This window comes from Pseudomonas sp., assembly GCF_036404235.1.
Lineage (GTDB): Bacteria > Pseudomonadota > Gammaproteobacteria > Pseudomonadales > Pseudomonadaceae > Aquipseudomonas.
This window is the reverse complement of sequence record NZ_DASWOT010000201.1, coordinates 1-25,129: the sequence shown is the minus strand read 5'-3', so window position 1 is coordinate 25,129 and position 25,129 is coordinate 1. Positions and strand designations below refer to the sequence as shown.

Sequence of the window (25,129 nt, the reverse complement as noted above, 5' to 3'; positions counted from 1 at the left end):
GACCAACTGACGCCAGAACAGCTGGAAGGGCGTGCAGCCTTTCGCTGCACCAGCCCCGATTACTTACCCATTGTCGGACCATTGGCCGATCGTGCGGCGTTTCTCACCGCCTACGCGGTGCTTGGCAAAGATGCACGCCAGGTCCCCGAGACTCAATGCCCCTGGATTGATGGCCTGTACATCAACAGCGGGCACGGCTCGCGCGGCTTGATCACCGCGCCGCTGTCCGGGGAGTTGATTGCCGCCTGGCTGGACAACGAGCCACTGCCCTTGCCCCGCGCCGTCGCAGAAGCCTGCCATCCGAATCGGTTTATGTTGCGGCAGTTGATACGGGGGAAGTGATCACCATCGGATCACAATCAGGACAGATCCATTTTCGATGAAGCGCTGAAAACAAGATCGGTCCCCTTGGACCAGTCGGATCAACCCGAGTGGCATTAACCGGATTGAGGGCGCTTCACGTACGAATGGGACTACAGAATTTACGGTGTTTTCTCACGTCACTGATTGATCAACGGCTACCTGACTCCCGCTGCCTTCAATCATGATCTTCGCCTGCGATGCGCTACCTGCATCGCATGCGCCCCCATTCAACCAAGGATCATGGAAATGAATGCACCCTTGACCCCGTCGTACACCAACGAAGTCTCTGCTGAATATCTCCGCACTCTGAATAAATCGGTCTTTACCGAGGAGCAACTTGCTGGCTTCAGCGAGGAAACCTTGGCAATTTTTCGCAAACAGCAGGCCTATACCGCAGCCCATCCACCTATTGGCATCTTTCGGCTGGCAACGGAAGGAAGCCAGACCCAGCGAGGTGGGGTCGTTAAAAAAACCCAGTCATTTTTGACATTTACGTTGGATAACGGCCAGGAGGTTAACGCGGCGCATAAAGGCGATTACGTCATGTATTCAGATGGCACCACCGCGCAGATCGTTACCGGAGCAGGGCAGAGCAACAGTGATTACGCGCTGGTAGGAAGCCGCTTGAGCAACGGCGACGAGATCATCAACACCCTGCAAGGCTGCGGCTTGTGGGTCGAGCGTAACGGTGTGCCCATGGCCGATGATTTCTTGCCACCTGTCGACAGCTGAGATGTACCAAAGCCTTATCAGAGCTTTTACCCGAGGCACTCAGCTCAGTCGCGTTAACGCTAACAGTCATAGCTGACACTCAAAAAACGCATGGATGCGAAAGGTAAACAGGGAGAAACACACGATGGCGACGGGATATTTCATTGGCGTAGGAGACAAAACCACGTGTGGTGGCCAGGTTCAGGAGGGTGACAACACTCTCACCTGGAACGGTCTGGTCCATGCTCACGAAGGTGATCGGGTCTCCTGTGGGAAGGACGGCAAGATTTACCGTATCTCCGGTGGATTCCAGCACTTCACCAGTAACGGAAGGCGAGTGGCTGGCACCTTACACAGTGTCAGCGGTTGCCCCTGCAAAGCCCAACTTTGCCCCTCAGTCTTTACAGCCACCTACACCGTAGACGTCAGCCCGACGCCGCAGGTCAGGGCGAAGTCCCCGACAGCAGCGCCGCCTCACAACGCCCCTTCCCCAGCGATAAACCGTGATCGAGTTTTTACGAACGAGTTTGCCGAGGCCGAGGAAGAGGAGGAAGAAGTCGAGCAGGAGCAACTGATCACCCTGCGCCTGGGCGTGTTCTTCGACGGCACCGGCAACAACCAGTCGAACAGCGAAAGCGTCGCCGGCTGCATGGCGCGGGATGTCGGTCTGGAGGAGCAAGCCGAGGAAATCCAGCGCTTCTGTGCGGAGCATGGCTACGGCATCGATGGCAGTGCGCCGGACGACAGTTACGGGAATGACACGACCAATGTCGGGCGGCTGTATGACTTGTATAGGGATCAGACCGACGAATCCATTGGGCCGGAGGCTGATGAGGCGGCGATCGCGGTGTATCTCGAAGGCATTGGGACTGTCAGTGGAGGTGCTGATCATTTATATGCTCAAGCGACGGGAGGGGGAAAAACAGGGGTGCTTGCGCGGGTAGAGCAAACTCCGGGGTTGATTCTGGAGCGTATGAAGGTATTCGAAGACAATAACCCAGATGTAAAAGTAAAACGCCTCGAAATCGACGTATTCGGTTTCAGTCGAGGCGCGGCAGCGGCTCGGCATTTCATCAATGATCTGCGCAAAGGTATGCACAGTCTGTTGTCCAAGGCTTTTCCCGTTGGCTCATCAATACTCGCCGATGGTTTCGCATGGCAGGTGGGGCGTGATATCCGCCTGAATTTCATCGGCCTGTTCGACACCGTGCCAGGTATCGTCTCGCCGCTTGTGATGGATTTCAGCCCGGGCAACGATCGCAATCCCGGCCTCAATCTTGGACTGCCTAAAGGTGCTGCACGCAAGATCGTGCAACTGGTCGCCCGAGATGAGCATCGCCTGAATTTCGCGTTGATCCGCACTGACCACGACATCGTCTTGCCCGGTTCCCATTCGGATATTGGAGGCGGTTATCGGCCGCGCATGCGTGAACGGCTGCTGGTCGCCAAACCGACGAGCAGCCTGGAGATGAAGACCACTCCCAACGAACGCTCGGTCGCGTATTCCCAGGCTCGTAGCGCTATCGGCCCGTTGGTCAGCCGCTTGATTGAACAGGGCGTGGAACTGGACATGCACACCTGGTCGGTGGACGTGCCGCGCACCCGCGACAATCTGATCCCGGATAGAAAACATGTTTATGTCGTGACCAGGCTTGACCGTGAGGTGGATGGGGATCTGTCTAAAATCTATTTGCGGGTAATGCGCGAGATCGCCGTGCAGCACCGCGTGCCGTTACGAGCCATTGACGAACGTGATCCCCGCTTGAGGTTGCCGGATGAACTAAAACCCGTGCATCAGAAACTTCAGGCTTATGCGTTGGGCCAATCAACCGACCTTGGACTGACCAACGAAGAGGAATTGCTGCTACTTCGCCGATACATACACCTTTCAGCCAGTTGGAACGCAGTCAAGGAACGGCACAACTCTGATGTGAGGATTTTGTTCGTTAACCGCCCCGCAGACGGCCATCAACGGATTTCTCATGGCAATCGGTAAACAGCATCTACTGGCTTTTTTCATGGCGCTGCTGCTCAGCGGTTGCAGTAGCAAGAATGACTACGGAGCCGAGCTGCCCTATGACGCCTGGCGGTTAGGTTTCCTGGCCCCCAACTACATGGAGGTCTGGATAGAAACCGCCGACGTGGTGGATATCAAAGACCGGTTGTTCAGACGCGCCATGAGTGGGGTGGCTGCGATCCAAACGCCGCCCAACCTCAGGGGTAATCCAAAAGGCTGGCCTAAGCGACCGGGGGATGGAAAGGGGAAACATGTGTTTGGCGCCGATGTGCCTCGTCTGATCTATGTCCGCTGGCAGTCCCTGGCAGAGCCTCAAACTTACGAGGCCTACATCGACATTCCTGCGTCGGTTCGAAATATCATGCTTGAGGTGAGGGAGAAAACCCGTTGCAGGGCGACTAAAGAATGGATCACAGATCATCGGAAGTTTCTTGTGATTGGTCTGTCGCCAGGCGGTATCGCAAAAACCTGGGTACGGGGAATATGTCTAGACCCTGTCGAGGTCAGTCGTGTGCAAGGAAAAGTCGTAGAAAAGGGCCCCTATCTTGGCCAAAGCGGCGGGCAGTACGGATTGAAACTGGAGCCTGAATCCCAGGCCTATATCGACAAATTCGGTATTCCCTATGACTCATGGTGAAGAATACCGAGCCTTGCTGACGCTCATCTTGTTCGTTAACCGCCCTGCCGACGGCCATCAGCGGATTTCCCATGGCAATAAATAAATTCAAGGCGGTATTGGGATTCGTGTTGGTATTGCTCATCAGCGGGTGCAGCGGTACCAACAGTTACGGCGCGCAGTTGCCCTACGATTCGTGGCGCCTGGGATTTTTTGCACCCAACTACATGGAGGTCTGGATCGAAACCGCCGACGTTGTGGATATCAATGACAGATGGTTCAAGCGTGCCATGAGCGGAGTGGCAGCCATTCGAACTCCTCCCAATCTCAAGGGGAATCCGAGAGGTTGGCCAAAACGTCCCGGGGCGGGAAAGGGAAAACAGGTTCCAGGTGCCGATCTTCCTCGCTTCATATACGTGCGCTGGCAATCCTTGGCAGAGCCGCAAACCTATCAGGCTTACATCGAGATACCCGAGACCATTCGAGAAGTGATGCTCAAAGGTGAGCGAGCGTTTTGCAAAGCTGATGGCAAATGGATCACAGGCTATAGGGAGGCCATTACTGTTGGCTTAGCGCCTGGCGGTGTGGCCAAGACTTGGGTGCATGGCGGTTGTCTGGATGCGATTGAAGTCAGCCGAGTGCAAGGCAAGGTGGTTAAAAAAGGACCCTTCGATGGTAACTCGGCTGGTAAGTACTATCGTCCGCCCAATCCAGCCTCCCAGGCCTACATCGACAAATTCGGTATTCCTTATGACTCATGGTGAAGGATACCGAGGCTTGCTAACGCTCATCTTGTTCGTGAACCGCCCCGCCGACGGCCATCAACGGATTTCTCATGGCAATCGGTAAACAGCATCTGCTGGCTTTTTTCATGGTGCTGCTGCTCAGCGGTTGCAGTAGCAAGAATGACTACGGAGCCGAGTTGCCCTATGACGCCTGGCGGCTGGGTTTCCTGGCGCCCAACTACATGGAGGTCTGGATCGAAACCGCCGACGTGGTGGATATCAAAGACCGGTTGTTCAGACGCGCCATGAGTGGGGTCGCTGCGATCCAGACCCCTCCCAACCTCAGGGGTAATCCAAGAGGCTGGCCCAAACGACCGGGGGATGGAGCCGGGAAACATGTGTTTGGCGCCGATGTTCCCCGTCTGATCTATGTCCGCTGGCAGTCCCTGGCAGAGCCTCAGACTTACGAGGCTTACATCGACATTCCTGAATCTATTCGACATACCATGCTTGAGGTCCGGGAAAAAACCTATTGCAAGGCAAGTAAAAAATGGATCAAGGATTACCGCGAACTTCTGGTGATTGGTCTGGCGCCAGGCGGTGTCGCCAAAACCTGGATAAGTGGGGCCTGCCTGGACCCTATTGAGGTTAGCCGGGTGCAAGGAAAAGTCGTAGAAAAGGGCCCCTATCTTGGCCAAAGCGGCGGGCAGTACGGATTGAAACTGGAGCCTGAATCCCAGGCCTACATCGACAAATTCGGCATTCCCTATGACTCATGGTGAGGAATACCGAGCCTTGCTAACGCTCATCTTGTTCGTTAACCGCCCTGCCGACGGCCATCAGCGGATTTCCCATGGCAATCGGTAAACAGCATCTGTTGGCTTTTTTCATGGCGCTGCTGCTCAGCGGTTGCAGTAGCAAGAATGACTACGGAGCCGAGTTGCCCTATGACGCCTGGCGGCTGGGTTTCCTGGCGCCCAACTACATGGAGGTCTGGATTGAAACCGCCGACGTGGTGGATATCAAAGACCGGTTGTTCAGACGCGCCATGAGTGGGGTGGCAGCGATCCGAATCGGTTTATGTTGCGGCAGTTGATACGGGGGAAGTGACATCACAATCCGGGGGACAGATTCATTTTCGACGAAGCACTAACACGTAAAATCAAGCCCCCCGTTTCTGCCTCGTCCACAGATAAGCATGATCGTAGTAATGCCCCGCAGAAGATCGCCCGTCGTGCAGCAACACCGGACCTGTAGGAGCCAACTTGTTGGCGAGGCGTCCAACGCGGTGCGTCTGAGACACCGCTTCGCGAACAAGTTCACTCCTACAGTGCGCTCTGACCCAGCCAGAGGTGAAGCATTTGATATGGCCACGCTTTTCGGCAAAGAACACCGGCTGAAAGCTTGACCGGGAACAGAGTAACAGCCCTCCCGTTTCTGCCTCGTCCACAGATAAGCATGATCGCAGCAATGCCCCGCAGAAGATCGCCCGTCGTGCAGCAACACCGGACCTGTAGGAGCCAACTTGTTGGCGAGGCGAGCAACACGGTGCGTTTGAAACACCGCCTCGCGAACAAGTTCACTCCTACAGTGCGCTCTGGCCCAGCCAGAGGTGAAGCATTTGATACGGCCAAGCTTCTCAGTGAAAAACATCGGCTCAAAGCTTGACCGGGAACGGAGTATCTACAGGTGATTTATCGCCGGTTAAATCAATGACCTGTTTTTTGTCTGATGGGAGGTTGCTTGCTCGCGATAAGGCTATTTCAGTCAACGACGAGCGCGATGAATACCTTTATTCTCTGCCTCACTCCATCTCAGGCGAATCTCAATGCTGCAAGTCCAGGGCGTGTTTAAAAGCTATGCCACGGCCCAAGGCCCGTTGGCGGTGTTGCGAGGCGCGGATTTGCAACTGGAACAAGGCACCAGCCTGGCGTTGATGGGCGAATCCGGTAGCGGCAAGAGCACGCTGTTGCATCTGGTCGCGGGGCTCGATCAGGTCGACAGCGGCAGCATCGAAATTGCCGGTCAGCGCCTGGATCGGATGAACGAAGCGCAACTGGCCAACTGGCGACGCACGCAAATCGGTCTGGTGTTCCAGCAGTTCAACCTGATCGGTAGCCTGAAAGTCGACGACAACCTGGCATTTCAAGCTCGCCTCGCCGGGCGTTACCAGCCGCAGTGGCAGGCTCAGTTGGTGGAGCGTCTGGGTTTGGGCGATTTGCTCAAGCGCTACCCCGAACAACTCTCCGGCGGTCAACAGCAACGTGTTGCCATCGGTCGCGCCCTCGCCTCTCGCCCGGCCCTGTTGCTGGCAGACGAGCCGACCGGCAACCTGGATGAAGCCACCAGTGACGATGTGCTGCAATTACTCCTGGACCTGCTCGCCGACAGCCCCACCAGCCTGCTGATGGTCACACATAGCCCTCGGGTTGCAGCGCGCCTTTCGCGGCAAGCCGTGCTGCATCACGGACGCCTGGCCGCTGAAGGCGAACGCTGAAATGCCGGTTTTCTACTGGACATTGCGAGCGCTGCTCAGCCATTGGCGACGGCATCCAGTACAGTTTTTCAGCGTGCTCACCGGCCTGTGGCTGGCGACCAGTTTGTTGACCGGCGTGCAAGCGCTGAACAGTCAGGCGCGGGACAGTTACGCCAAGGCCAGCCAATTGATCGGCGGCGCACCGCAGACCACCCTCGTATCGGTCAACGGCGCGCCGTTCTCCCAGGCGTTGTTTGTCAGCCTGCGTCGCGCCGGTTGGCCGGTCTCCCCCATCGTGCGTGGCCGCGTCGCCCTCAAAGACCAGCCCGAGCAACGCTTGCAGTTGATGGGTATCGAGCCGGTGTCGATGCCCGTCGGCACCGCATTGGCCGGGCAGACGCTGGACACCGCGCAGATTGTCGAATTCTTCACCCCTCCTGGCAGGACGTGGGTATCACCACAAACCCTGCAAGCCCTGGGCTTGCACGAAGGCGATCAACCACTCACCGAATCCGGCCAAACGCTACCGCCGTTGCACGCTCAAGCCGACATGGCGCCAGGGTTGTTGCTGGTAGACATCGGTTTCGCCCAACAACTGTTGAACATGCCACAGCAGGTTTCGCACCTGCTGTTGCCCAAGGATTTCGCGGCCAACCCACCGCCGCTGCCTGAAGACGTCGCCGGGCAACTGGTGATCAAAAAAAGCGGCGAAGAAAACGACCTTACGCGGCTCACCGAAAGCTTTCACCTCAATCTCGATGCCTTGGGGTTTCTGTCATTTGTGGTCGGTCTGTTCATCGTCCATGCCGCCATCGGCCTGGCGTTGGAGCAACGTCGCGGGCTGCTGCGCAATCTGCGAGCTTGCGGCGTCAGCGCGCGCTTGCTGATCGCAAGCCTGGCGGTGGAGCTGGGCGCCCTGGCGTTGCTCGGAGGTATCGCCGGCGTGATGAGCGGCTATTGGCTGGCGAGCGTATTGCTGCCTGATGTCGCCGCGAGCCTGCGCGGCTTGTACGGCGCAGAAGTCGCCGGGCAACTGACGCTCAGCCCGCTGTGGTGGTTGAGTGGCCTGGGCGTCAGCCTGCTCGGAGCATTCCTCGCCGGGGCCAACAGCTTATTACGCGCCACGCGCTTGCCGTTGTTGGCATTGGCCAATGCGCAAGCGTGGCACGACGAGCATTCGCGCTGGCTACGGCGTCAGGGCTGGATCGCTGGCGCTGCCATCGTCATCGCGGTATTGGCGGTGATGTTCGGTGACAGCCTGGCAATGGGTTTCGTGCTGATGGCAAGCCTTTTACTCGGCGCTGCGCTGGGCCTGCCGGTGTTGCTCAACGGTCTGCTCAATGGCTTGCTGGGCCGAAGCCGCTCGGTGTTGGGGCAATGGTTCCTGGCCGATTGCCGTCAGCAATTGCCCGCCCTGAGCCTGGCATTGATGGCGCTGCTGTTAGCGATGGCGGCGAACATTGGCGCGGGCAGCATGACCTCCGGTTTTCGTCAGACGTTCAACAACTGGCTGGAACAACGCCTGACCGCCGAGCTTTACGTCAACCCGACCGACGCCGTCCAGGCGCTACCCTTGCAGACCTGGTTGAGCCAGCAAGGGTTGATCTCTGCCGTACTGCCCAACTGGCAGGTGTCAATCCAACTGCAAGGCTGGCCCGCCGAACTGTACGGCATCATCGATCACCCCAATTACCGCCAACACTGGCCGCTGCTGGAGTCGGTAAGCGGCGATGCCTGGGCGCAATTGGCAACAGACGAAGCATTGATGCTCAGTGAGCAATTGGCACGGCGCCTCAAGGTTAAGGTCGGTGACACCGTGAAACTGCCCACGCCAGACGGTGAATGGCCGCTCAAGGTGGTCGGCATCTACGCCGATTATGGCAACCCCAAAGGGCACATCCTGGTCAACGCCGATCACTTGCTGCGTCATTGGCCACAGTTGACGCCCAGCCGCTTCAACCTGCGCATCGACCGTCACGCTGTGCCACAACTGCTGCGTCTTTTGCACAGTAAATTCGAGCTGGACGATAACCACATCATCGATCAGACCCAGCTCAAAGCCTGGTCGACCCAAATCTTCGAGCGCACCTTCGCGGCCACGGCTGCACTCAACAGCCTGACGCTGGGCGTGGCCGGTGTGGCGTTGTTTATCAGCCTGCTGACGCAAAGCCAAAGCCGGCTGGGGCAACTCGCTCCGCTATGGGCTTTAGGGGTGACGCGACGTCAACTGATGCTGCTGAACCTGGCGCAGACCTGGCTGCTCGCGGTGTTGACGCTGGTGTTGGCGTTACCGCTGGGCCTGCTGCTGGCCTGGTGCCTGGATGCGGTCATCAATGTGCAAGCCTTTGGTTGGCGTCTGCCGCTGCAAGTGTTCCCCCTGCAACTGCTGCAATTGATGGCACTGGCGCTGCTGGCCACGTTGCTGGCGTCGGCATGGCCGCTGTATCGACTGTTTCGCACGCAGCCGGCCGATCTGCTCAGGACATTCGCCAATGAGGATTAACTGGGCCACCTGTTTTATAACCGCGCTGCTGCTGACCGGCTGCGACGATAAAACGGATACCGAAAAAGGCTTCGCTGGCCTGGCTGACGATGCTGCCAGTTATGCACAGGTCACGTCGGGTAAACGTTTCGTTTTCCCCGACGATCACGGCCCACACGACGACTTTCGCATCGAATGGTGGTACATCACTGCCAACCTCAAGGACGACAAAGGCCAACACTTCGGCGTGCAGTGGACGTTGTTTCGCAACGCCCTGCCGCGCACGTCGGCAACGCTGGCGCACGATCAAGGCTGGAGCAACCGCAACCTGTGGATGGGCCACGCGGCAGTCACCTCCGCCACCCAGCATTACGCCACCGAGCGCTATGCCCGTGGCGGTGTTGCACAGGCTGGCGTGACAGCGGTCCCGTTCACCGCGTGGATCGACGATTGGTCATTGCGCAGCCAGCCGGGCGCGAGCAGTCCTCTGGCCGACATGCAGTTGCAGGCCAGCGGCCCACAGTTCAACTATCGCTTACACCTGACCTCCAGCCGACCTTTGGTGCTGCAGGGCAATCAGGGTTTCAGCCAAAAATCCGAAGAAGGCCAGGCGTCGTATTACTACAGCCAACCGTTTTTCGACGCCGACGGCAGCGTGACGATTGATGGCAAGCGCTATCACGTCACGGGCTCAGCCTGGCTGGACCGGGAATGGAGCAGCCAGCCGCTGACCGCCAACCAGACCGGCTGGGACTGGTTCTCGGTACACCTTGAAAACGGTGCGCAGTTGATGCTCTATCGCATGCGGCAAAAACAAGGCGAACCCTATCTAACCGGCACCTGGATCAATGGCGATGGCAGCACCGAGCAGCTCGACAGCAAAGACATCAGCCTGACGCCAACCGACACCACCGAAGTTGCAGGCCACACAATGCCGACCCGCTGGTCGGTAAAGATCCCCGGTAAGGGTTTGGATATCACCACCACCGCCCTCAATCCAAAAGCCTGGATGAACTTGCGCATCCCTTATTGGGAGGGGCCGGTTACCTTGACTGGCAGCCATAAAGGTGTGGGGTATCTGGAGATGACGGGGTACTGAGCGGCTCATCTTTATGACCTTGCGCATTCTCCTGTAGCTGCCGAAGGCTGCGATCTCGGTGTGTCAAACGCCGAGGATATTAACGGTGACGGCCTCTCGAGTTTTTCGGTAGCTTCTACAGTTAGCCCGCACTGCGACAGCATCGTTCCCAGACTTATAACCGAACGATCTAAAACTCTCATAAATCCTGTAGGTCAGTCTTTGGGTGGCCGGACGTTCCGTCCACATTCCCCAACGGAAGACCGGTAAGGATTTTATGTGCGGATTAGCTGGTGAATTGCGCTTTGACAACCAACCTGCGGACCTCGCCGCAGTAGAACGAATCACCCACCATTTGGCGCCTCGCGGCCCGGATGCCTGGGGGTTTCACAGCCAGGGGCCAATTGCCCTGGGCCATCGTCGCCTGAAAATCATGGATCTGTCCGACGGCTCGGCGCAGCCGATGATCGACAGCCAACTGGGTTTGTCCCTGGCCTTCAACGGCGCGATCTATAACTTCCCTGAGTTGCGCGCCGAACTGGAAGCGCTGGGTTATCAGTTTCATTCCGGTGGCGACACCGAAGTGCTGCTCAAGGGCTATCACGCCTGGGGCGCAGACCTGCTGCCCAAGCTCAATGGCATGTTCGCCTTCGCCATCTGGGAGCGTGACACGCGCGAGCTGTTCATCGCCCGTGACCGTTTGGGCGTGAAGCCGCTGTACCTGTCGCGTACCGACAAACGCGTCCGTTTCGCCTCGACGCTGCCTGCCCTGCTCAAAGGCGGCGATATCAGCCCGGTGCTTGATCCGATTGCGCTTAACTATTACCTGAACTTCCACGCTGTGGTGCCCGCACCCCGCACGCTGCTGGTCGGCGTTGAGAAAGTGCCGCCAGCGACATGGATGCGCATCACCGCTGATGGCAAAACCGAGCAGAAAGTCTGGTGGACACTGCCTTACGGCCCGCATGCCGATGAGCAAAACCTGACCCTGGAAGACTGGCGCGACCGTGTGCTCGACAGCACCCGCGACGCCGTGGCGATTCGGCAACGGGCGGCGGTAGATGTCGGCGTGCTGCTCTCGGGCGGCGTCGACTCCAGCATGCTGGTCGGCCTGTTGCGTGAAGTCGGGGTCAAGGACCTTTCCACGTTTTCCATCGGTTTTGAGGATGCCGGTGGCGAACGTGGCGACGAGTTCCAATATTCAGACCTGATCGCCAAGCATTACGGCACCCATCACCATCAATTGCGCATCCAGGAAAGCGAGATTATCGAGCAATTGCCTGCGGCGTTCCGCGCCATGAGCGAGCCGATGGTCAGCCATGACTGCATCGCCTTTTACCTGCTGTCGCGCGAAGTCGCCAAGCATTGCAAAGTGGTGCAAAGCGGCCAGGGTGCTGACGAGCTTTTCGCCGGTTACCACTGGTACCCGCAAGTCGACGGCGCAAGCGATCCTTACACCGCCTACCGCGATGCGTTTTTCGATCGCTCTTACGACGAATACGCCGCCACTGTCATGCCTCAATGGCTGACGCCTAGCGATGCTGCCGGTGATTTTGTACGCGAGCATTTCGCCATGCCGGGCGCGGAGGCGGCGGTGGACAAGGCGCTACGCCTGGACAGCACGGTGATGTTGGTCGATGACCCCGTCAAGCGCGTCGACAACATGACCATGGCCTGGGGGCTGGAAGCACGCACGCCGTTTCTCGATTTTCGCCTGGTTGAGCTGTCGGCCCGTGTGCCTGCGCGGTTCAAACTGCCGGACGGCGGCAAACAGGTGCTCAAGGAAGCGGCGCGTCTGGTGATTCCGTCTGAGGTCATTGACCGAAAAAAAGGTTATTTCCCGGTGCCTGGCCTCAAGCATTTACAAGGCGACACGCTGAACTGGGTGCGTGACCTGCTACTTGATCCCAGCCAGGACCGTGGCATTTTCAACCCCACCATGCTCGACAAGCTGTTGAGCGATCCCGATGGGCAACTGACCCCTTTGCGTGGCTCCAAACTCTGGCAGCTTGCGGCGCTGAACCTGTGGCTCAGCGAACAAGGATTCTGACCGATGAAAGCCAATGCCTCGATTCACAACCAACGTTTGTTGCGCGGCCAGTCGCCGTCCTATGAACGGTTGCAAGCGCGCTTCGCCGAAGATGGCAGTGATCAAGACGCAGAGCCCTTGGCCCTGCATTGTGGCTGGGGACGGCTGTTGATCGGCCACACGTACCCCGATCCCGCTGCGCTGGCCAACGATTTGCTCAACGAAAAGGCTGGCGAGCGTGACATCGCGCTCTACGTTGCCGCGCCGCAACAAGTGCTGGCGCAGTCCCCGCAGCAGTTGTTTCTCGACCCATCGGATACGTTGCGCCTGTGGTTCAGCGACTATCGCCCAGCCCAGCGCGTGTTCCGTGGTTTCCGTATTCGGCGCGCGCAAAATCAGGCCGATTGGGAAGCCATCAATAACCTGTACCTCGCCCGTGAAATGCTGCCCATCGACCCCACATTACTGACCCCGCGCCACCTTGGTGGCCCTGTGTACTGGATTGCCGAAGACGAAAGCAGCCATGCGGTGATTGGCAGCGTGATGGGCCTGAATCATCAAAAGGCCTTTAACGACCCGGAGAACGGCAGCAGCCTGTGGTGCCTGGCGGTTGACCCGCAATGCACCCGGCCTGGCGTAGGTGAAGTGTTGGTGCGACATTTGATCGAGCACTTCCAGAGCCGTGGCCTTGCGTATCTGGACCTGTCGGTGTTGCACGACAACCAGCAAGCGAAAAACCTCTACGCCAAACTGGGCTTTCGTAACCTGCCAACCTTCGCCATCAAGTGCAAAAACGGCATCAACGAGAAATTGTTTCTCGGCCCCGGTCCGCAGGCGAATTTCAATCCGTATGCGCGGATCATTGTCGACGAAGCGCATCGCCGGGGGATTGAGGTGCAGGTGGACGACGCCAACGCCGGGCTGTTCACGCTGATTCATGGCAGTCGCCGAATTCGCTGCCGCGAATCCCTCAGCGACCTGACTACCGCTGTCAGCATGACCTTGTGCCAGGACAAAAGCCTGACCCATCGCACCTTGAAAGCGGCAGGCCTGGAACTGCCCGCGCAGCAATTGGCGGGCAATGCCGACGACAATCTGGCCTTCCTCGATGAACACCAGCGCATCGTCGTAAAACCACTGGACGGTGAGCAGGGTCAGGGCGTGGCGGTCGATCTGCACGACATCGACGATGTTCAGGCGGCCATCGAGCACGCCCGGCAGTTCGACACGCGCGTGCTGCTGGAAAGCTTTCATAAGGGGCTGGACCTGCGCATCGTGGTCATCGGTTTTGACGTGGTGGCGGCAGCCATCCGGCAACCCGCACAAATCATGGGCGATGGCCACCACACCATCGCTCAACTGATCGAGGCGCAAAGCCGCCGTCGTGCAGCAGCCACGGACGGCGAGAGCAAGATCCCAATGGACGAGGAAACCCGTCGCACCGTCAAAAATGCCGGTTTCACCCTCGACAGCGTGTTGCCAGCGGATCAGCGTCTGGCGGTGCGTCGCACGGCGAACCTGCACACCGGCGGCTGTCTTGAAGATGTCACACCTATTTTGCACCCGGTGCTCAAGGATGCCGCCATCCGCGCCGCCCGTGCGCTGGACATTCCGGTGGTTGGACTGGACCTGATGGTTCGTGCCGCCGACCAACCCGAGTACGTATTCATCGAAGCCAACGAACGCTGCGGGCTGGCTAATCATGAGCCGCAACCGACAGCCGAACGCTTCGTCGATCTACTATTTCCCCACAGTCTGCCCGTTCATGGCTGACATTGAGGCATGCCTACCCTGTAGCAACTGCCATTAGGCTGCGATAGAGATATTTCAGGCGCCGTCGATGCTGAATGTGCTGACGTCTCGCAGCCTTCGGCGGCTCCTACAGGGCGTTGTGTCGTTCCCAAAAATTCAGGAGCCTCCCATGACCACTGCAAAGCAGAAAATCCTCGACCCGGATATGAATTACCTGCAGAAAGTCCTGCTGGAAATGCTCGCGATTCCCAGCCCCACGGGCTTCACCGACACCATCGTGCGCTACGTCGCCGAGCGCCTGGAAGAACTGGGCATCCCTTTTGAATTAACCCGGCGCGGGACCATTCGCGCCACCTTGAAAGGCAAACAGAACAGTCCCGACCGCGCAGTTTCCGCACACCTGGACACCATCGGCGCCAGTGTGCGTGAAGTCAAAGACAACGGCCGCCTGGGCCTTGCCGCCATCGGCTGCTGGTCGAGCCGGTTCGCCGAAGGCAGCCGCGTCAGCGTGTTCACCGACAACGGCGTCATTCGCGGTAGCGTGTTGCCGCTGATGGCCTCCGGTCACGCCTACAACACAGCCGTCGACACCCTGCCGATCAGTTGGGACCACATCGAACTGCGCCTGGACGCCTACAGCGCCACCCGCGCCGATTGCGAGTCGCTGGGCATCAATATCGGTGACTTCGTGGCCTTCGACCCCCTGCCGGAATTCACCGACAGCGGCCACATCAGCGCTCGCCACCTGGACGACAAGGCCGGGGTTGCGGCCCTGCTGGCGGCGTTGAAAGCCATCGTCGACAGCGGCGCCGAACCGCTGATCGATTGCCATCCCCTGTTCACCATCACCGAAGAAACCGGCACCGGTGCAGCAGGCGGTTTACCGTGGGATGTCAGCGAGTTCGTGGGCATCGACATTGCCCCGGTCGCCCCAGGCCAGCATTCGAGCGAGCACGCGGTAAGCGTGGCAATGCAAGACTCTGGCGGGCCTTATGACTATCACTTGTCACGCCATTTGTTGCGTCTGGGCGCCGAGAAAGAGCTGTCCGTACGTCGCGACTTGTTTCGCTATTACTACAGCGACGCCCATTCGGCGATCACCGCAGGCTACGACACCCGAACAGCCTTGCTGGCGTTCGGCTGCGACGCGACCCACGGCTATGAGCGTACGCACATCGACAGCCTCAATACCCTCAGTCGCCTGCTTAGCGCCTATATCATGAGCCCGCCGGTGTTCGCCAGCGACGCACAACCTGCAAAAGCTTCACTGGAAAACTTCAGTCATCAACTGGAACACGATACGCAAATGGAAACCGAAACCCGGGTGCCCGCGGTGGACACGTTGGTAGGGCAGAATTAAGGACATTCCCGGCATGTCGGAGCCAACTTGTTGGGGAGGCAAGCAACGTGGTGCGCCTGAGACTCCGCCTCGCGAACAAGTTCGCTCCTACAGTTCGTTCTAGCCCTACCGTGTGTTCTGGGCCTTTTGATACGGTCAAGCTTTTCAGCGGATAACACCGGCTGAAAGCTTGACCGCGAACAGAGTATCTACGGGTTCGCGGCGAGCTACCGAACGTGAAAGGCTAACAGCGCAGGTAGCCTGCCGCCATAGAGCGCGCTAGCATCGCTCCCTCTGATCAATACCTCCGTTGCGAGCCCTTTATATGCTGATCCCCCACGACCAACTCGAAGCCGACACCCTGACGCGCCTGATCGAGGATTTCGTGACCCGTGATGGCACCGATAACGGCGACGATACGCCCCTTGAAACCAGGGTATTACGCGTACGCCATGCGCTGAGCAAAGGTCAGGCGGTGATTTTTTTTGACCTCGATAGCCAGCAATGCCAACTGATGCTCAAGCATGAAGTGCCCAAAGAGTTTTTCGAGAAATAACACGGCCCGTAGTGATTATTCGGGGGGCAGCTGTGAAACCGGTTGCTGCGCCGCCAACTGCTCCAATTTGGCGGCAATGCGCTTGAAGACTTCAGTACGGTGGATCTTGATGTGAACCGGGGCATCGATGCCAAGCCGTACCTGATTGCCGGTGATGCCGAGAATCTGGATGGTGATGTCATCACCAATAGAAAACGACTCACCCACTTGCCTAGTCAGTACCAGCATTTTTCCTACTCCCTTGTTCACTACCAGGGGCGCAGGTTGCCTGCCTAAGTGGGTCGCTACAATGCACTGCGAGCAAATCAGCAATGCCCTTCAAGCTTAATCAGCGAAGGCTGACAGCCAAATCCTACAAAAAGCCATCATCATCGGAAATTTCCTAACGTGCGCAGGTTTTTATCCGAGTGGCCGACTTCAAGATTCTGACCAGCGCGGTCCAAACACAATGATGGTTGCACCCATGACGCAGAACACTACGCCGATCCAATCTGAACTGAGCGGGCGAACTCGCTCGATGATGCCAAGCCAGGCGATCGAGGCAATGATGTAGATCCCGCCGTACGCCGCATAAGCACGTCCGGCGTAGACGGCTTCAACCCGGGTGAGGAGTACAGCGAACAGGGTCAGGCTGATGAGCGCAGGAATCACCCACAACGCGCTTTTGCCCTGTCGCAACCACATCCAGAACGCATAGCACCCGGCAATCTCGAACAGCGCGGCAAGGAAAAACCACAGGTAATTAAGCACGTTGAATTCTCTTCAAAGGAGGCCGGAAAGATGCGGCCAACCCTATCAGAAATTTCCTGGAGAGTCGGAATACCTCGCCTCAGTCAGGCTCAGCCGAATATCTCCGACAGGCCGATCACCCCCGCCCCTGGCTCACCTTGGCGCGCATCTTCTCGGCCATGGTCGCCATTTCGTCGTAGATCAATTGCGGGGTCTTCTGCTTGATCTGCCAGGCCATACGCCCTTGCTCGTGGGGCAGGATCAAGAACTCGCCCTTGCCCACCTGCTCATAGATGTAATTAGCGATGTCGCTGGCACTGATCGGCGAGCTTTCCAGCAGTTTGCCGACCTGAGCCTTCATCGCCGGGGTCGGGCCACGGAAGGAGTCCAGCAGGTTGGTCTGGAAAAACGACGGACACACCACATGCACGCCAACGTCCTGCTCACGCAATTCAACCAACAAACTTTCAGACAACGCCACAACACCGGCCTTGGCCACGTTGTAGTTACTCATCGCCGGGCCCTGCATCAGCGCAGCCATGGACGCAATATTGATGATTTTGCCTTTGCTGGCTTCAATCATGGGCAGGAACGCCTTACACCCCTTGACCACGCCCATCAGATTAATCGCGATCTGCCAGTCCCAGTCCTCCAGCGACAGCTCACCAAAGAAACCACCAGACGCCACGCCTGCGTTGTTGACGATGATGTCGATGCCTCCAAGCTTCTGCTCGCACGCTTGTGCGAACGCAGTGAGCTGGCTGTAGTCACGCACATCGCAACGCTGAACAAAACCCTCCCCGCCAGCTTCGCGCACCAACCTCAGTGTTTCCTCAAGCCCCTCATCGCTAATGTCCGACAGTGCCAACTGCCAACCCTCACGAGCCCAGCGCAGTGCGATTTCGCGTCCCAGGCCAGACCCGGCACCGGTGATCATGATGCGATTTTGCATAGGAATTGCCTTGTGAGTACGAGGAAGATGCGTGCAGTTTAACCAGACAAATTGTCCTACAAACCCTCCATCAACTCGCTGAATATGCAAGACAAACCTGCGCCTCAGGCGTTGCAACGGCCTGCTATGCCGTTGCGGACAGCCGTGATCCAACCAGCCACTTCCAGCGTAAAGCGAGAAGTCTGCCAAACATGACGAACACTCTAAAACGAAAATGAATCAGCGCTACTCGGTCATCGGCCAAGCTGATAAACCATAGCGTGCTATCTTTTTATTATCAGCCCTGACCTGTACCTGATTCGTTAGTTCCATGTTAACCAATTGATTAAATTACAGTTTTGGCATTAACACCGTCACTTTAAACTCGATATAAATACACCCAACCTATTGAATTTAAATGACTTTTATAAAATTGTTATTTTTTATTTCTCTGCGTACGAACTTTTCAGAAACGAGCAGAGTCGGATGTTACAAGCGGCACATCTTTTCGCCATCATGAGCAAAAGAGTGAACGCATCGCCATCTTCCAAGTGCAAAAGAAGGAACTCATCATGGGCATCGGCACAATTCTTATCATCATTCTGATCTTGCTATTGATCGGCGGTTTGCCAGTGTTCCCGCATTCCAGAAGTTGGGGTTACGGGCCGTCCGGCATCATCGGTACGATTCTGGTGATTCTGCTCATATTGGTGTTGCTCGGCAGGATATAACCCCCTGGCAACATCTAGGAAACCCCGTCGGTTGACGGGGTTTTTTATTAGCCGCGAAACCGACACAGCGCCTATTGCGCCTATCAATCGGCACACATAAAAACGCCCCGACTTAGCGGGGCGTTTTTTGTTGCGCGTTACCTCACATCAGTGCGATACCGCTCCGCTGGCACCCAGGCCAGTCTGCGAGCGTACGAACTGCGGGAAGAACAAGGCACGTTCGCCTTCAGCCGCTTTCGATTTATCGGTAATGGAGAAGAACCAAATGCCGATAAAAGCGATAGCGATGGAGAACAGCGCTGGGTACTCATACGGGAAGATAGCCTTCTCGTGGTGCAGGATCTGCACCCAGATGGTCGGGCCGAGAACCATCAGCACCACGGCGCTGATCAAGCCCATCCAACCGCCGAACATGGCGCCACGAGTGGTCAGGTTTTTCCAGTACATCGAGAGCAACAGCACAGGGAAGTTGCAGCTCGCAGCGATAGAGAACGCCAGGCCGACCATGAACGCGATGTTCTGGCTTTCGAAGGCGATACCCAACAGGATCGCCACAATCGCCAATGCAATGGTGGTGATCTTCGAGATGCGGATCTCGTCTTTCTCGTTCGCTTTGCCTGCCTTGATCACGCTGGCATACAGGTCGTGAGACACTGCCGAAGCACCGGCCAGGGTAAGACCCGCGACCACCGCCAGGATGGTTGCGAACGCCACTGCCGAGATAAAGCCCAGGAACAGACTGCCACCGACCGCATTGGCCAGGTGAATCGCTGCCATGTTGTTGCCACCGAGCAACGCACCCGCCGCATCCTTGAACACAGGGTTGGTGCTGACCAGCAAGATCGCGCCGAAACCAATGATGAAGGTCAGGATGTAGAAGTAGCCGATAAAGCCGGTGGCATAAAGCACAGACTTACGAGCTTCCTTGGCATCACTCACAGTGAAGAAGCGCATCAGGATGTGTGGCAGGCCTGCGGTACCGAACATCAGTGCCAGCCCCAGCGAGAACGCGGAGATCGGGTCTTTTACCAGACCGCCCGGGCTCATGATCGCGTCACCTTTAGGGTGAACCTTGACCGCTTCGGAGAACAGCGTGTTGAAGTCGAAGTTGACGTGTTTCATGACCATCAGTGCCATGAATGACGCACCAGACAACAGCAGCACGGCCTTGATGATTTGTACCCATGTGGTCGCCAGCATACCGCCGAACAACACGTACAAGCACATCAGGATACCGACCAGTACCACCGCTACCGTGTAGTCAAGGCCGAACAGCAACTGAATCAGTTTGCCAGCACCGACCATTTGCGCGATCAGGTAAAACGCCACCACCACCAGCGAACCGCAGGCCGACAAGGTACGGATTTCCCTCTGGCCAAGGCGATAGGACGCCACGTCAGCAAAGGTGTACTTCCCAAGGTTACGCAAGCGTTCGGCGATCAGGAACAGAATGATCGGCCAACCCACCAGGAAGCCGATCGAGTAGATCAGGCCGTCGTAGCCAGAGGTGTAAACCAGCGCGGAAATACCCAAAAAGGACGCAGCTGACATGTAGTCACCAGCGATGGCCAGGCCGTTCTGCAAACCGGTGATCTTGCCGCCGGCTGAATAGTAGTCCGCCGCCGTCTTGTTCTTCTTGGAAGCCCAGTACGTGATGCATAGGGTGAACCCAACGAAGACCACGAACATGATGATCGCTGACAGGTTTAGGGGTTGTTTCTGTACTTCACCTGTCAATGCTTCCGCCGCCCAAAGGGCCGGAGTGAAAGCAACAAGGCCGAGGGCCGCAAATAAGCGCTGGATCATTGCTGTGCCTCCTTCAGGATCGCGTTGTTCAGGTCATCGAATTCACCGTTGGCACGATAAATATAGATAGCTGTCAACACGAACGCGGAGAGAATCAGCCCGACGCCAATCGGCATTCCCCAGGTAATTGTCGATGTTGGGCTTAGTTTCGCCCCCAGAATATGAGGCCCATACGCAATCAAAAGGATGAATGCGGCATACAGTCCAAGCATGATCGCCGAGAGAATCCAGGCGAATCTTTCTCTTTTCGAGACCAGTTCCTTAAAACGCGGGCTGTTCTGAATCGAGAGGTAAATGCTGTCGTTCATTGTTTTTATCCTCGCAGCACAACAGATGAGATGTCACGCGTCCCACTTTAGCCTGCTCTGGAGCGCACTCCAGACGACCTTAGTATTAGAACGACATTAGTCGTAGATACGGTAATGCGCACGGCTGGACGAAGTGTTACGCCTCCATAAGGACGGCGTAATCGCAAAAGGGGGGCAGTTGGAGTCTTGATTCTGGGCAACAGACCCTGAAGGGACGTATTACAGATTGACGATATTCACAAACCGCGAAGCTGCCGTTTCATCGATGCGCAGTTGGCTGAAATCGAACAAGTTGCGATCAGCCAATTGCGACGGCTGCACGTTCTGTAAGCTGCGAAAAATACTGTCTGTGCGGCCAGGCGTCTTGCGCTCCCATTCCAGCAGCATGTCCTTGACCACTTGACGCTGCAGGTTTTCCTGGGAGCCACACAGGTTGCACGGGATGATCGGGAATTGCTTGAGGTCCGAGTAGGCCTGGATGTCCTTCTCGGCACAGTACGCCAACGGCCGGATCACCACGTTGCGGCCATCGTCGGCGCGCAGTTTCGGTGGCATGGCTTTAAGCGAGCCGTTGAAAAACATGTTGAGGAAGAACGTTTCGACAATGTCGTCGCGGTGATGCCCCAAGGCCATCTTGGTCGCACCGATTTCATCGGCGAAGGTGTACAACGTGCCACGACGCAGACGCGAGCACAGCGAACAGGTGGTTTTGCCTTCAGGGATCAATTCCTTGACCACCGAATACGTGTCCTTCTCGACGATGTGATACTCGATGCCCAGCGTTTCCAGATAGGCAGGCAGCACATGCTCCGGGAAGCCCGGCTGCTTCTGGTCCATATTCACCGCGACGATCTCAAAGCTGATCGGCGCAACTTTCTGAAAATGCATCAGCACGTCGAGCAAGGTATAGCTGTCTTTGCCACCGGACAGGCAGACCATCACCTTGTCGCCCTCTTCAATCATGTTGAAATCGGCTACGGCTTCGCCGGCAAGTCGACGCAGACGCTTCTGCAGTTTGTTTTGATTGACTGAAAGGGTGCCCATGTCTGCTGGTGTCCGCTCGCGATGACTCTGGAAAAGGCCCGTATTTTACGCATAAACCGTGTGCCCGGTAATGCCCTTGCAGGAGCGGTGTATCGCTATGACGGCCGTAAAGCGATTCGCCTGACACCGCGCAAAGTGCCATTCGTCGGTGCGCGGCGGCTTTCTGATCGCCAACAGCTATTAGCAGTGGTTTTGAATGCCCCAATTACTCTAAAGCCCACGTTTTTCTTGGCCTTGAGCTTTCTATACTCGCAGATGAGGTCGCAGCCATTCCCTTATGTAGCGATGTGGCCTTCCCCCTGACGGCACTTTGCCGGTCAGGCGCTTGCCTGCAAGCGACGGCATTCACGATGAGGAGAAACGGGCATGATCCATCACGTTTTAGGGCTGTTCACGCACCCCGATCAACAATGGCAACAGATACGTGGCGAGAAAGAAGAAAGCATCGGCCACATGTACCTCACTCACACCCTGATCCTGGCCGCGATTCCGGCCATCTCTGCATACATCGGCACGACCGAGGTCGGCTGGGTAATCGGCAACCGTGCGCCAGTGATGCTAACCAGCGAAAGTGCGGTCTGGATGACCATCATGTCTTACATCGCCATGCTTGCCGGTGTCGCAGTCATGGGAGGGTTCATTCACTGGATGGCGCGCACCTATGACGCCAGCCCCAGCCTGGCGCGTTGCATCGCGTTTGCCACCTATACCGCCACACCGCTGTTCATCGGTGGCCTTGCAGCGCTCTATCCGCACATGTGGCTGGGAATGCTGGTCGGGCTGGCGGCGGTTTGTTATACGGTTTATCTGCTGTATGTCGGTTTGCCAGTGTTCATGAACATCCCCCCCGACGAAGGCTTCATGTTCTCAAGCTCGGTGCTGGCGGTGGGACTGGTCGTGCTGGTGGCAATCATGGCCTTTACCGTGGTGCTGTGGGGTATTGGCGTCGGGCCGGAATACACCAATTGAAACGACGTTTTCGGTAGGAGCCAACTTGTTGGCGAGGCAGGCAATGCGGTGTGCCCCATACCTCGCTTCGCGAACAAGTTCGCCCCTACAGAGAGCGTGTTTGGTCATGCGCGCCGTCATGCCCTCGCACGCATCGATTCATTGACCATTCGGCTGCTTGAGTTTTCGATAATCCCAGCTTTTGCGGCATACTCGCTTCCTCAGGAGACCGATGAAGCATGCTCGAGCAACTCAATACCCGCGTTGAAACCTGTTACCAGCAAGCTGAAGAATTTTTCAAACGTCCCTTCAAGCGCCCTGTCGTCAGCCTCAAGCTACGCGGCCAAAAGGCCGGTGTCGCGCATTTGCACGAAAACCTACTGCGCTTCAATCCACAACTCTATCGCGAGAACAGCGAAGACTTCCTACGCCAGACGGTCGCCCATGAAGTCGCGCACCTGGTCGCACATCAGTTATTTGGCGACACCATCGCGCCCCATGGCGAAGAATGGCAACTGATCATGCGTGGCGTTTACGAACTGCCGCCCAACCGTTGCCACACCTACGAAATCAAACGCCGCAGCGTGACCCGCTATATCTACCGCTGCCCATGCCCGGACAGTGACTTCCCGTTCTCCAGCCAGCGACACAAGCTGGTCAGAAAGGGACGGCGATACCTGTGCCGCAGCTGTCGGGAAGTATTGGTGTTCAGCGGGGAGACACGGGTGGAATGAAGTGCGACACCGCAGTTCACTTTGCTCAAACATTGAGTTAACCGGCAATAAACAACCTGTTGGAGCGAGGCCGGGCGGCGTTCCGCTTGCCCGCGAAGACGTCAGTACATCCGGCGCATTTTCAGCGCCTGACGAATCTTCGCGGGCAAGCCTCGCCAAAGGGTCTTACATGTGCTGTGCGACAGCGCGGCGTATGGACGACGGCGATTTCCTGCCGCTGATCAACCAGGCTTGACCCGCAACAGAGTATCCACAGGCTTTTTGTGACGACTATTAAAGGGTCACACCCAACTGCCTCATTGCGGCAACCTGCTTTGCACTGAAACCAATTTCCGCCAGCACCGCCTCGCTGTGCGCCCCGACTGGCACGCCGATGTGCCTGGGCTCAGGCAAGCCGTCGGAAAACTTCAGCGGGCAAGCCATCTGCGCCTGCATGCTGCCATCTTCACGCGGGACTTGGCGAACCATCTCACGCGCTTTGAACTGGGGGTGCTGCACCGCTTGTGAAAAGGTCAACACCGGCTCGACACACGCATCGACTTCAGCGAAACACGCCTGCAGCTCCTCGAAACTGCGTCGTTCGAATTCGACCTGCAACTGATATTTGAGCGCTGCCTGATCTCCGCGCTCTGGCGACAGACCCAGCCCGGCCAACTCCGGACGCCCAAACACCTCACACATCGTTTTCATAAAGGCGGGCTCCAGACTTGCCACTGAGAACCAGCGCCCTTCTCGACTGCGGTAATAGTCATAAAAACTACCGCCGTTGAGCATCTGGCTCTCGCGATCCGGTTCGACACCACAGGCCAGATACCCAGCACCGGCCAACGTATTCAGGCTCAATGCGCAGTCGCTCATGCTGACATCGACGTACTGCCCGCGCCCCGTTTGCTGGCGCGCCACCACCGCAGCCAACAGGCCAATAACCCCGTGCAGCGAGCCGCCGCCGACGTCCGCCACCTGGACGCCCAACGGCAGCGGACCGCTTTGCTTGCGCCCGGTGTGGCTGGCAACGCCCGCCAGCGACAGGTAATTAATGTCATGCCCGGCGCGGTCACGGTAAGGACCGGTTTGCCCATACCCGGTGATCGCCACATAAATAAGCTTGGGATTGATCGCTTTCAGCACTTCATAGCCAATCCCCAGCCGATCCATCACGCCTGGACGAAACTGTTCAAGGACGATGTCATACGTCATCACCAGACGTTTCACCACGTCCAGCGCCTGAGCCTGTTTGAGGTCCAGCGCCAGACTGCGCTTGTTGCGGTTGAGGTAGCCGTGGCTGGCGGAGGTGCCTTGGTCGTGGGGCGGCAGCTCACGAAGCAGGTCGAGACGGGCGGGTGACTCGATCCGCAGCACCTCGGCGCCCATATCAGCCAGCAGCAGCGACGCGAAGGGGCCAGGCAGCAAGGTCGAAAAATCGAGGATCTTCAGCGATGACCGCGGTCCTTGCATGGGGAAACCTCGGTACATTGATGCCGATTGGCTTGGGTTTAGAGTAGGTGCCTGAAAGTGAAGCGGCAATGGCCGTAGAGACCAGTAATACTGACCAAAGCGGATGTTGCCTGGGCCGACGCTTGCCCGCGATGCCGGTACTGGCAGCAAAAATCCAGGCATCGAGTAGGAGGCGGATTTACATCCGCCGTCCTCTCACACCACCGTACGTACGGATCCGTATACGGCGGTTCAGGTCAGGCGGCTAAGCCGGTTTATCGTATCCAGTATTGAAACCAGCCCAAGTCCGTCCCAGAGTT

General features: G+C 57.4%; 24 protein-coding genes. 17 read left to right on the top strand and 7 right to left on the bottom strand.

The features are described from left to right. From VGC62_RS25120 to VGC62_RS25055, 14 genes are all read left to right on the top strand, one after another. Window positions 1-342, top strand: a 342-nt coding sequence (locus VGC62_RS25120; protein WP_331189782.1) for an FAD-dependent oxidoreductase, incomplete at its 5' end; no start/stop codon positions are given. A 267-nt stretch (window positions 343-609) separates the two neighbouring features. Then, on the top strand, window positions 610-1,095 hold the full coding sequence (locus VGC62_RS25115; RefSeq protein WP_331189781.1) for a hypothetical protein: 486 nt from the start codon (window positions 610-612) through the stop codon (window positions 1,093-1,095). Window positions 1,096-1,219: 124 nt separating this feature from the next. Continuing rightward, window positions 1,220-3,070, top strand: a complete 1,851-nt coding sequence (locus VGC62_RS25110) for a PAAR domain-containing protein (RefSeq protein WP_331189780.1) — start codon at window positions 1,220-1,222, stop codon at window positions 3,068-3,070. Further along, on the top strand, window positions 3,057-3,728 hold the full coding sequence (locus VGC62_RS25105) for a DUF2931 family protein (protein WP_331189779.1): 672 nt from the start codon (window positions 3,057-3,059) through the stop codon (window positions 3,726-3,728). Before VGC62_RS25110 ends, VGC62_RS25105 begins: the two co-directional genes overlap by 14 nt. A gap of 71 nt (window positions 3,729-3,799) precedes the next feature. Next, window positions 3,800-4,471: a DUF2931 family protein gene (locus VGC62_RS25100; RefSeq protein WP_331189778.1), complete on the top strand. Its 672-nt coding sequence runs from the start codon at window positions 3,800-3,802 to the stop codon at window positions 4,469-4,471. Window positions 4,472-4,542: 71 nt separating this feature from the next. Then, window positions 4,543-5,214 carry a DUF2931 family protein gene (locus VGC62_RS25095; RefSeq protein WP_331189777.1) on the top strand — a complete coding sequence of 224 codons (672 nt, stop codon included), beginning with the start codon at window positions 4,543-4,545 and terminating at the stop codon, window positions 5,212-5,214. A gap of 71 nt (window positions 5,215-5,285) precedes the next feature. Beyond that, window positions 5,286-5,528 carry a hypothetical protein gene (locus VGC62_RS25090; protein ID WP_414705843.1) on the top strand — a complete coding sequence of 81 codons (243 nt, stop codon included), beginning with the start codon at window positions 5,286-5,288 and terminating at the stop codon, window positions 5,526-5,528. Window positions 5,529-6,260: 732 nt separating this feature from the next. Then, window positions 6,261-6,929 carry an ABC transporter ATP-binding protein gene (locus VGC62_RS25085; RefSeq protein WP_331189776.1) on the top strand — a complete coding sequence of 223 codons (669 nt, stop codon included), beginning with the start codon at window positions 6,261-6,263 and terminating at the stop codon, window positions 6,927-6,929. A 1-nt stretch (window position 6,930) separates the two neighbouring features. Further along, complete coding sequence (locus tag VGC62_RS25080) at window positions 6,931-9,411, top strand: ABC transporter permease (RefSeq protein WP_331189775.1); 2,481 nt, start codon at window positions 6,931-6,933, stop codon at window positions 9,409-9,411. Beyond that, complete coding sequence (locus VGC62_RS25075; RefSeq protein WP_331189774.1) at window positions 9,401-10,489, top strand: lipocalin-like domain-containing protein; 1,089 nt, start codon at window positions 9,401-9,403, stop codon at window positions 10,487-10,489. The genes VGC62_RS25080 and VGC62_RS25075 overlap by 11 nt, the downstream gene beginning before the upstream one ends. A gap of 256 nt (window positions 10,490-10,745) precedes the next feature. Continuing rightward, window positions 10,746-12,518, top strand: a complete 1,773-nt coding sequence (locus VGC62_RS25070; protein ID WP_331189773.1) for an N-acetylglutaminylglutamine amidotransferase — start codon at window positions 10,746-10,748, stop codon at window positions 12,516-12,518. A gap of 3 nt (window positions 12,519-12,521) precedes the next feature. Beyond that, window positions 12,522-14,270 carry an N-acetylglutaminylglutamine synthetase gene (gene ngg / locus VGC62_RS25065; RefSeq protein ID WP_331189772.1) on the top strand — a complete coding sequence of 583 codons (1,749 nt, stop codon included), beginning with the start codon at window positions 12,522-12,524 and terminating at the stop codon, window positions 14,268-14,270. 148 nt (window positions 14,271-14,418) lie between these two features. Then, complete coding sequence (locus tag VGC62_RS25060; RefSeq protein ID WP_331189771.1) at window positions 14,419-15,609, top strand: osmoprotectant NAGGN system M42 family peptidase; 1,191 nt, start codon at window positions 14,419-14,421, stop codon at window positions 15,607-15,609. A gap of 304 nt (window positions 15,610-15,913) precedes the next feature. Continuing rightward, window positions 15,914-16,144, top strand: coding sequence for a YheU family protein (locus VGC62_RS25055; RefSeq protein WP_331189770.1), 231 nt, complete (start codon window positions 15,914-15,916; stop codon window positions 16,142-16,144). A 15-nt stretch (window positions 16,145-16,159) separates the two neighbouring features. Here VGC62_RS25055 and csrA read toward each other — a convergent pair whose 3' ends face one another. The 3 genes from csrA to VGC62_RS25040 all read right to left on the bottom strand — a co-directional run bounded on the left by csrA (window position 16,160) and on the right by VGC62_RS25040 (window position 17,825). Beyond that, complete coding sequence (gene csrA / locus VGC62_RS25050) at window positions 16,160-16,372, bottom strand: carbon storage regulator CsrA (RefSeq protein ID WP_331189769.1); 213 nt, start codon at window positions 16,370-16,372, stop codon at window positions 16,160-16,162. A gap of 189 nt (window positions 16,373-16,561) precedes the next feature. Continuing rightward, window positions 16,562-16,894 (bottom strand): YnfA family protein, encoded by a 333-nt coding sequence (locus VGC62_RS25045; protein ID WP_331189768.1) that lies wholly within the window; start codon window positions 16,892-16,894, stop codon window positions 16,562-16,564. 115 nt (window positions 16,895-17,009) lie between these two features. Continuing rightward, the gene (locus VGC62_RS25040) at window positions 17,010-17,825 is read right to left on the bottom strand and encodes an SDR family oxidoreductase (RefSeq protein WP_331189767.1); all 816 of its coding nucleotides are present in this window, start codon (window positions 17,823-17,825) and stop codon (window positions 17,010-17,012) included. A 551-nt stretch (window positions 17,826-18,376) separates the two neighbouring features. Between VGC62_RS25040 and VGC62_RS25035 the strand changes: the two genes are divergently transcribed. Next, window positions 18,377-18,535 (top strand): DUF3309 family protein, encoded by a 159-nt coding sequence (locus tag VGC62_RS25035; RefSeq protein WP_092410703.1) that lies wholly within the window; start codon window positions 18,377-18,379, stop codon window positions 18,533-18,535. Window positions 18,536-18,682: 147 nt separating this feature from the next. Here the strand turns inward: VGC62_RS25035 and VGC62_RS25030 are convergent, their stop codons facing one another. The 3 genes from VGC62_RS25030 to ttcA form a co-directional block, all read right to left on the bottom strand. Then, on the bottom strand, window positions 18,683-20,341 hold the full coding sequence (locus VGC62_RS25030) for a cation acetate symporter (RefSeq protein ID WP_331189766.1): 1,659 nt from the start codon (window positions 20,339-20,341) through the stop codon (window positions 18,683-18,685). Beyond that, on the bottom strand, window positions 20,338-20,649 hold the full coding sequence (locus tag VGC62_RS25025; protein ID WP_331189765.1) for a DUF485 domain-containing protein: 312 nt from the start codon (window positions 20,647-20,649) through the stop codon (window positions 20,338-20,340). The genes VGC62_RS25030 and VGC62_RS25025 overlap by 4 nt, the downstream gene beginning before the upstream one ends. A gap of 219 nt (window positions 20,650-20,868) precedes the next feature. Then, window positions 20,869-21,693, bottom strand: coding sequence for a tRNA 2-thiocytidine(32) synthetase TtcA (gene ttcA / locus VGC62_RS25020; protein WP_331189764.1), 825 nt, complete (start codon window positions 21,691-21,693; stop codon window positions 20,869-20,871). Window positions 21,694-22,059: 366 nt separating this feature from the next. Between ttcA and VGC62_RS25015 the strand changes: the two genes are divergently transcribed. Then, window positions 22,060-22,662 (top strand): Yip1 family protein, encoded by a 603-nt coding sequence (locus VGC62_RS25015; RefSeq protein WP_331189763.1) that lies wholly within the window; start codon window positions 22,060-22,062, stop codon window positions 22,660-22,662. Window positions 22,663-22,880: 218 nt separating this feature from the next. After that, window positions 22,881-23,375 carry a SprT family zinc-dependent metalloprotease gene (locus VGC62_RS25010; RefSeq protein WP_331189762.1) on the top strand — a complete coding sequence of 165 codons (495 nt, stop codon included), beginning with the start codon at window positions 22,881-22,883 and terminating at the stop codon, window positions 23,373-23,375. Window positions 23,376-23,648: 273 nt separating this feature from the next. On the opposite strand, the gene VGC62_RS25005 is transcribed toward VGC62_RS25010, so the two are convergent. After that, a complete protein-coding gene (locus VGC62_RS25005; RefSeq protein WP_331189761.1) occupies window positions 23,649-24,830 on the bottom strand; it encodes a CaiB/BaiF CoA-transferase family protein in 1,182 nt (393 codons plus the stop codon). Window positions 24,831-25,129: the final 299 nt, after the last annotated feature.

Coding starts and splice junctions, on each gene's coding strand:
- VGC62_RS25015 (WP_331189763.1), top strand. CDS start 22,060: ATGATCCATCACGTTTTAGGGCTGTTCACGCACCCCGATCAACAATGG.
- csrA (WP_331189769.1), bottom strand. CDS start 16,372: ATGCTGGTACTGACTAGGCAAGTGGGTGAGTCGTTTTCTATTGGTGAT.
- VGC62_RS25070 (WP_331189773.1), top strand. CDS start 10,746: ATGTGCGGATTAGCTGGTGAATTGCGCTTTGACAACCAACCTGCGGAC.
- VGC62_RS25090 (WP_414705843.1), top strand. CDS start 5,286: ATGGCAATCGGTAAACAGCATCTGTTGGCTTTTTTCATGGCGCTGCTG.
- VGC62_RS25075 (WP_331189774.1), top strand. CDS start 9,401: ATGAGGATTAACTGGGCCACCTGTTTTATAACCGCGCTGCTGCTGACC.
- VGC62_RS25085 (WP_331189776.1), top strand. CDS start 6,261: ATGCTGCAAGTCCAGGGCGTGTTTAAAAGCTATGCCACGGCCCAAGGC.
- VGC62_RS25055 (WP_331189770.1), top strand. CDS start 15,914: ATGCTGATCCCCCACGACCAACTCGAAGCCGACACCCTGACGCGCCTG.
- VGC62_RS25035 (WP_092410703.1), top strand. CDS start 18,377: ATGGGCATCGGCACAATTCTTATCATCATTCTGATCTTGCTATTGATC.
- VGC62_RS25040 (WP_331189767.1), bottom strand. CDS start 17,825: ATGCAAAATCGCATCATGATCACCGGTGCCGGGTCTGGCCTGGGACGC.
- VGC62_RS25005 (WP_331189761.1), bottom strand. CDS start 24,830: ATGCAAGGACCGCGGTCATCGCTGAAGATCCTCGATTTTTCGACCTTG.
- VGC62_RS25095 (WP_331189777.1), top strand. CDS start 4,543: ATGGCAATCGGTAAACAGCATCTGCTGGCTTTTTTCATGGTGCTGCTG.
- ttcA (WP_331189764.1), bottom strand. CDS start 21,693: ATGGGCACCCTTTCAGTCAATCAAAACAAACTGCAGAAGCGTCTGCGT.
- VGC62_RS25010 (WP_331189762.1), top strand. CDS start 22,881: ATGCTCGAGCAACTCAATACCCGCGTTGAAACCTGTTACCAGCAAGCT.
- VGC62_RS25105 (WP_331189779.1), top strand. CDS start 3,057: ATGGCAATCGGTAAACAGCATCTACTGGCTTTTTTCATGGCGCTGCTG.
- ngg (WP_331189772.1), top strand. CDS start 12,522: ATGAAAGCCAATGCCTCGATTCACAACCAACGTTTGTTGCGCGGCCAG.
- VGC62_RS25115 (WP_331189781.1), top strand. CDS start 610: ATGAATGCACCCTTGACCCCGTCGTACACCAACGAAGTCTCTGCTGAA.
- VGC62_RS25110 (WP_331189780.1), top strand. CDS start 1,220: ATGGCGACGGGATATTTCATTGGCGTAGGAGACAAAACCACGTGTGGT.
- VGC62_RS25025 (WP_331189765.1), bottom strand. CDS start 20,649: ATGAACGACAGCATTTACCTCTCGATTCAGAACAGCCCGCGTTTTAAG.
- VGC62_RS25100 (WP_331189778.1), top strand. CDS start 3,800: ATGGCAATAAATAAATTCAAGGCGGTATTGGGATTCGTGTTGGTATTG.
- VGC62_RS25060 (WP_331189771.1), top strand. CDS start 14,419: ATGACCACTGCAAAGCAGAAAATCCTCGACCCGGATATGAATTACCTG.
- VGC62_RS25030 (WP_331189766.1), bottom strand. CDS start 20,341: ATGATCCAGCGCTTATTTGCGGCCCTCGGCCTTGTTGCTTTCACTCCG.
- VGC62_RS25080 (WP_331189775.1), top strand. CDS start 6,931: ATGCCGGTTTTCTACTGGACATTGCGAGCGCTGCTCAGCCATTGGCGA.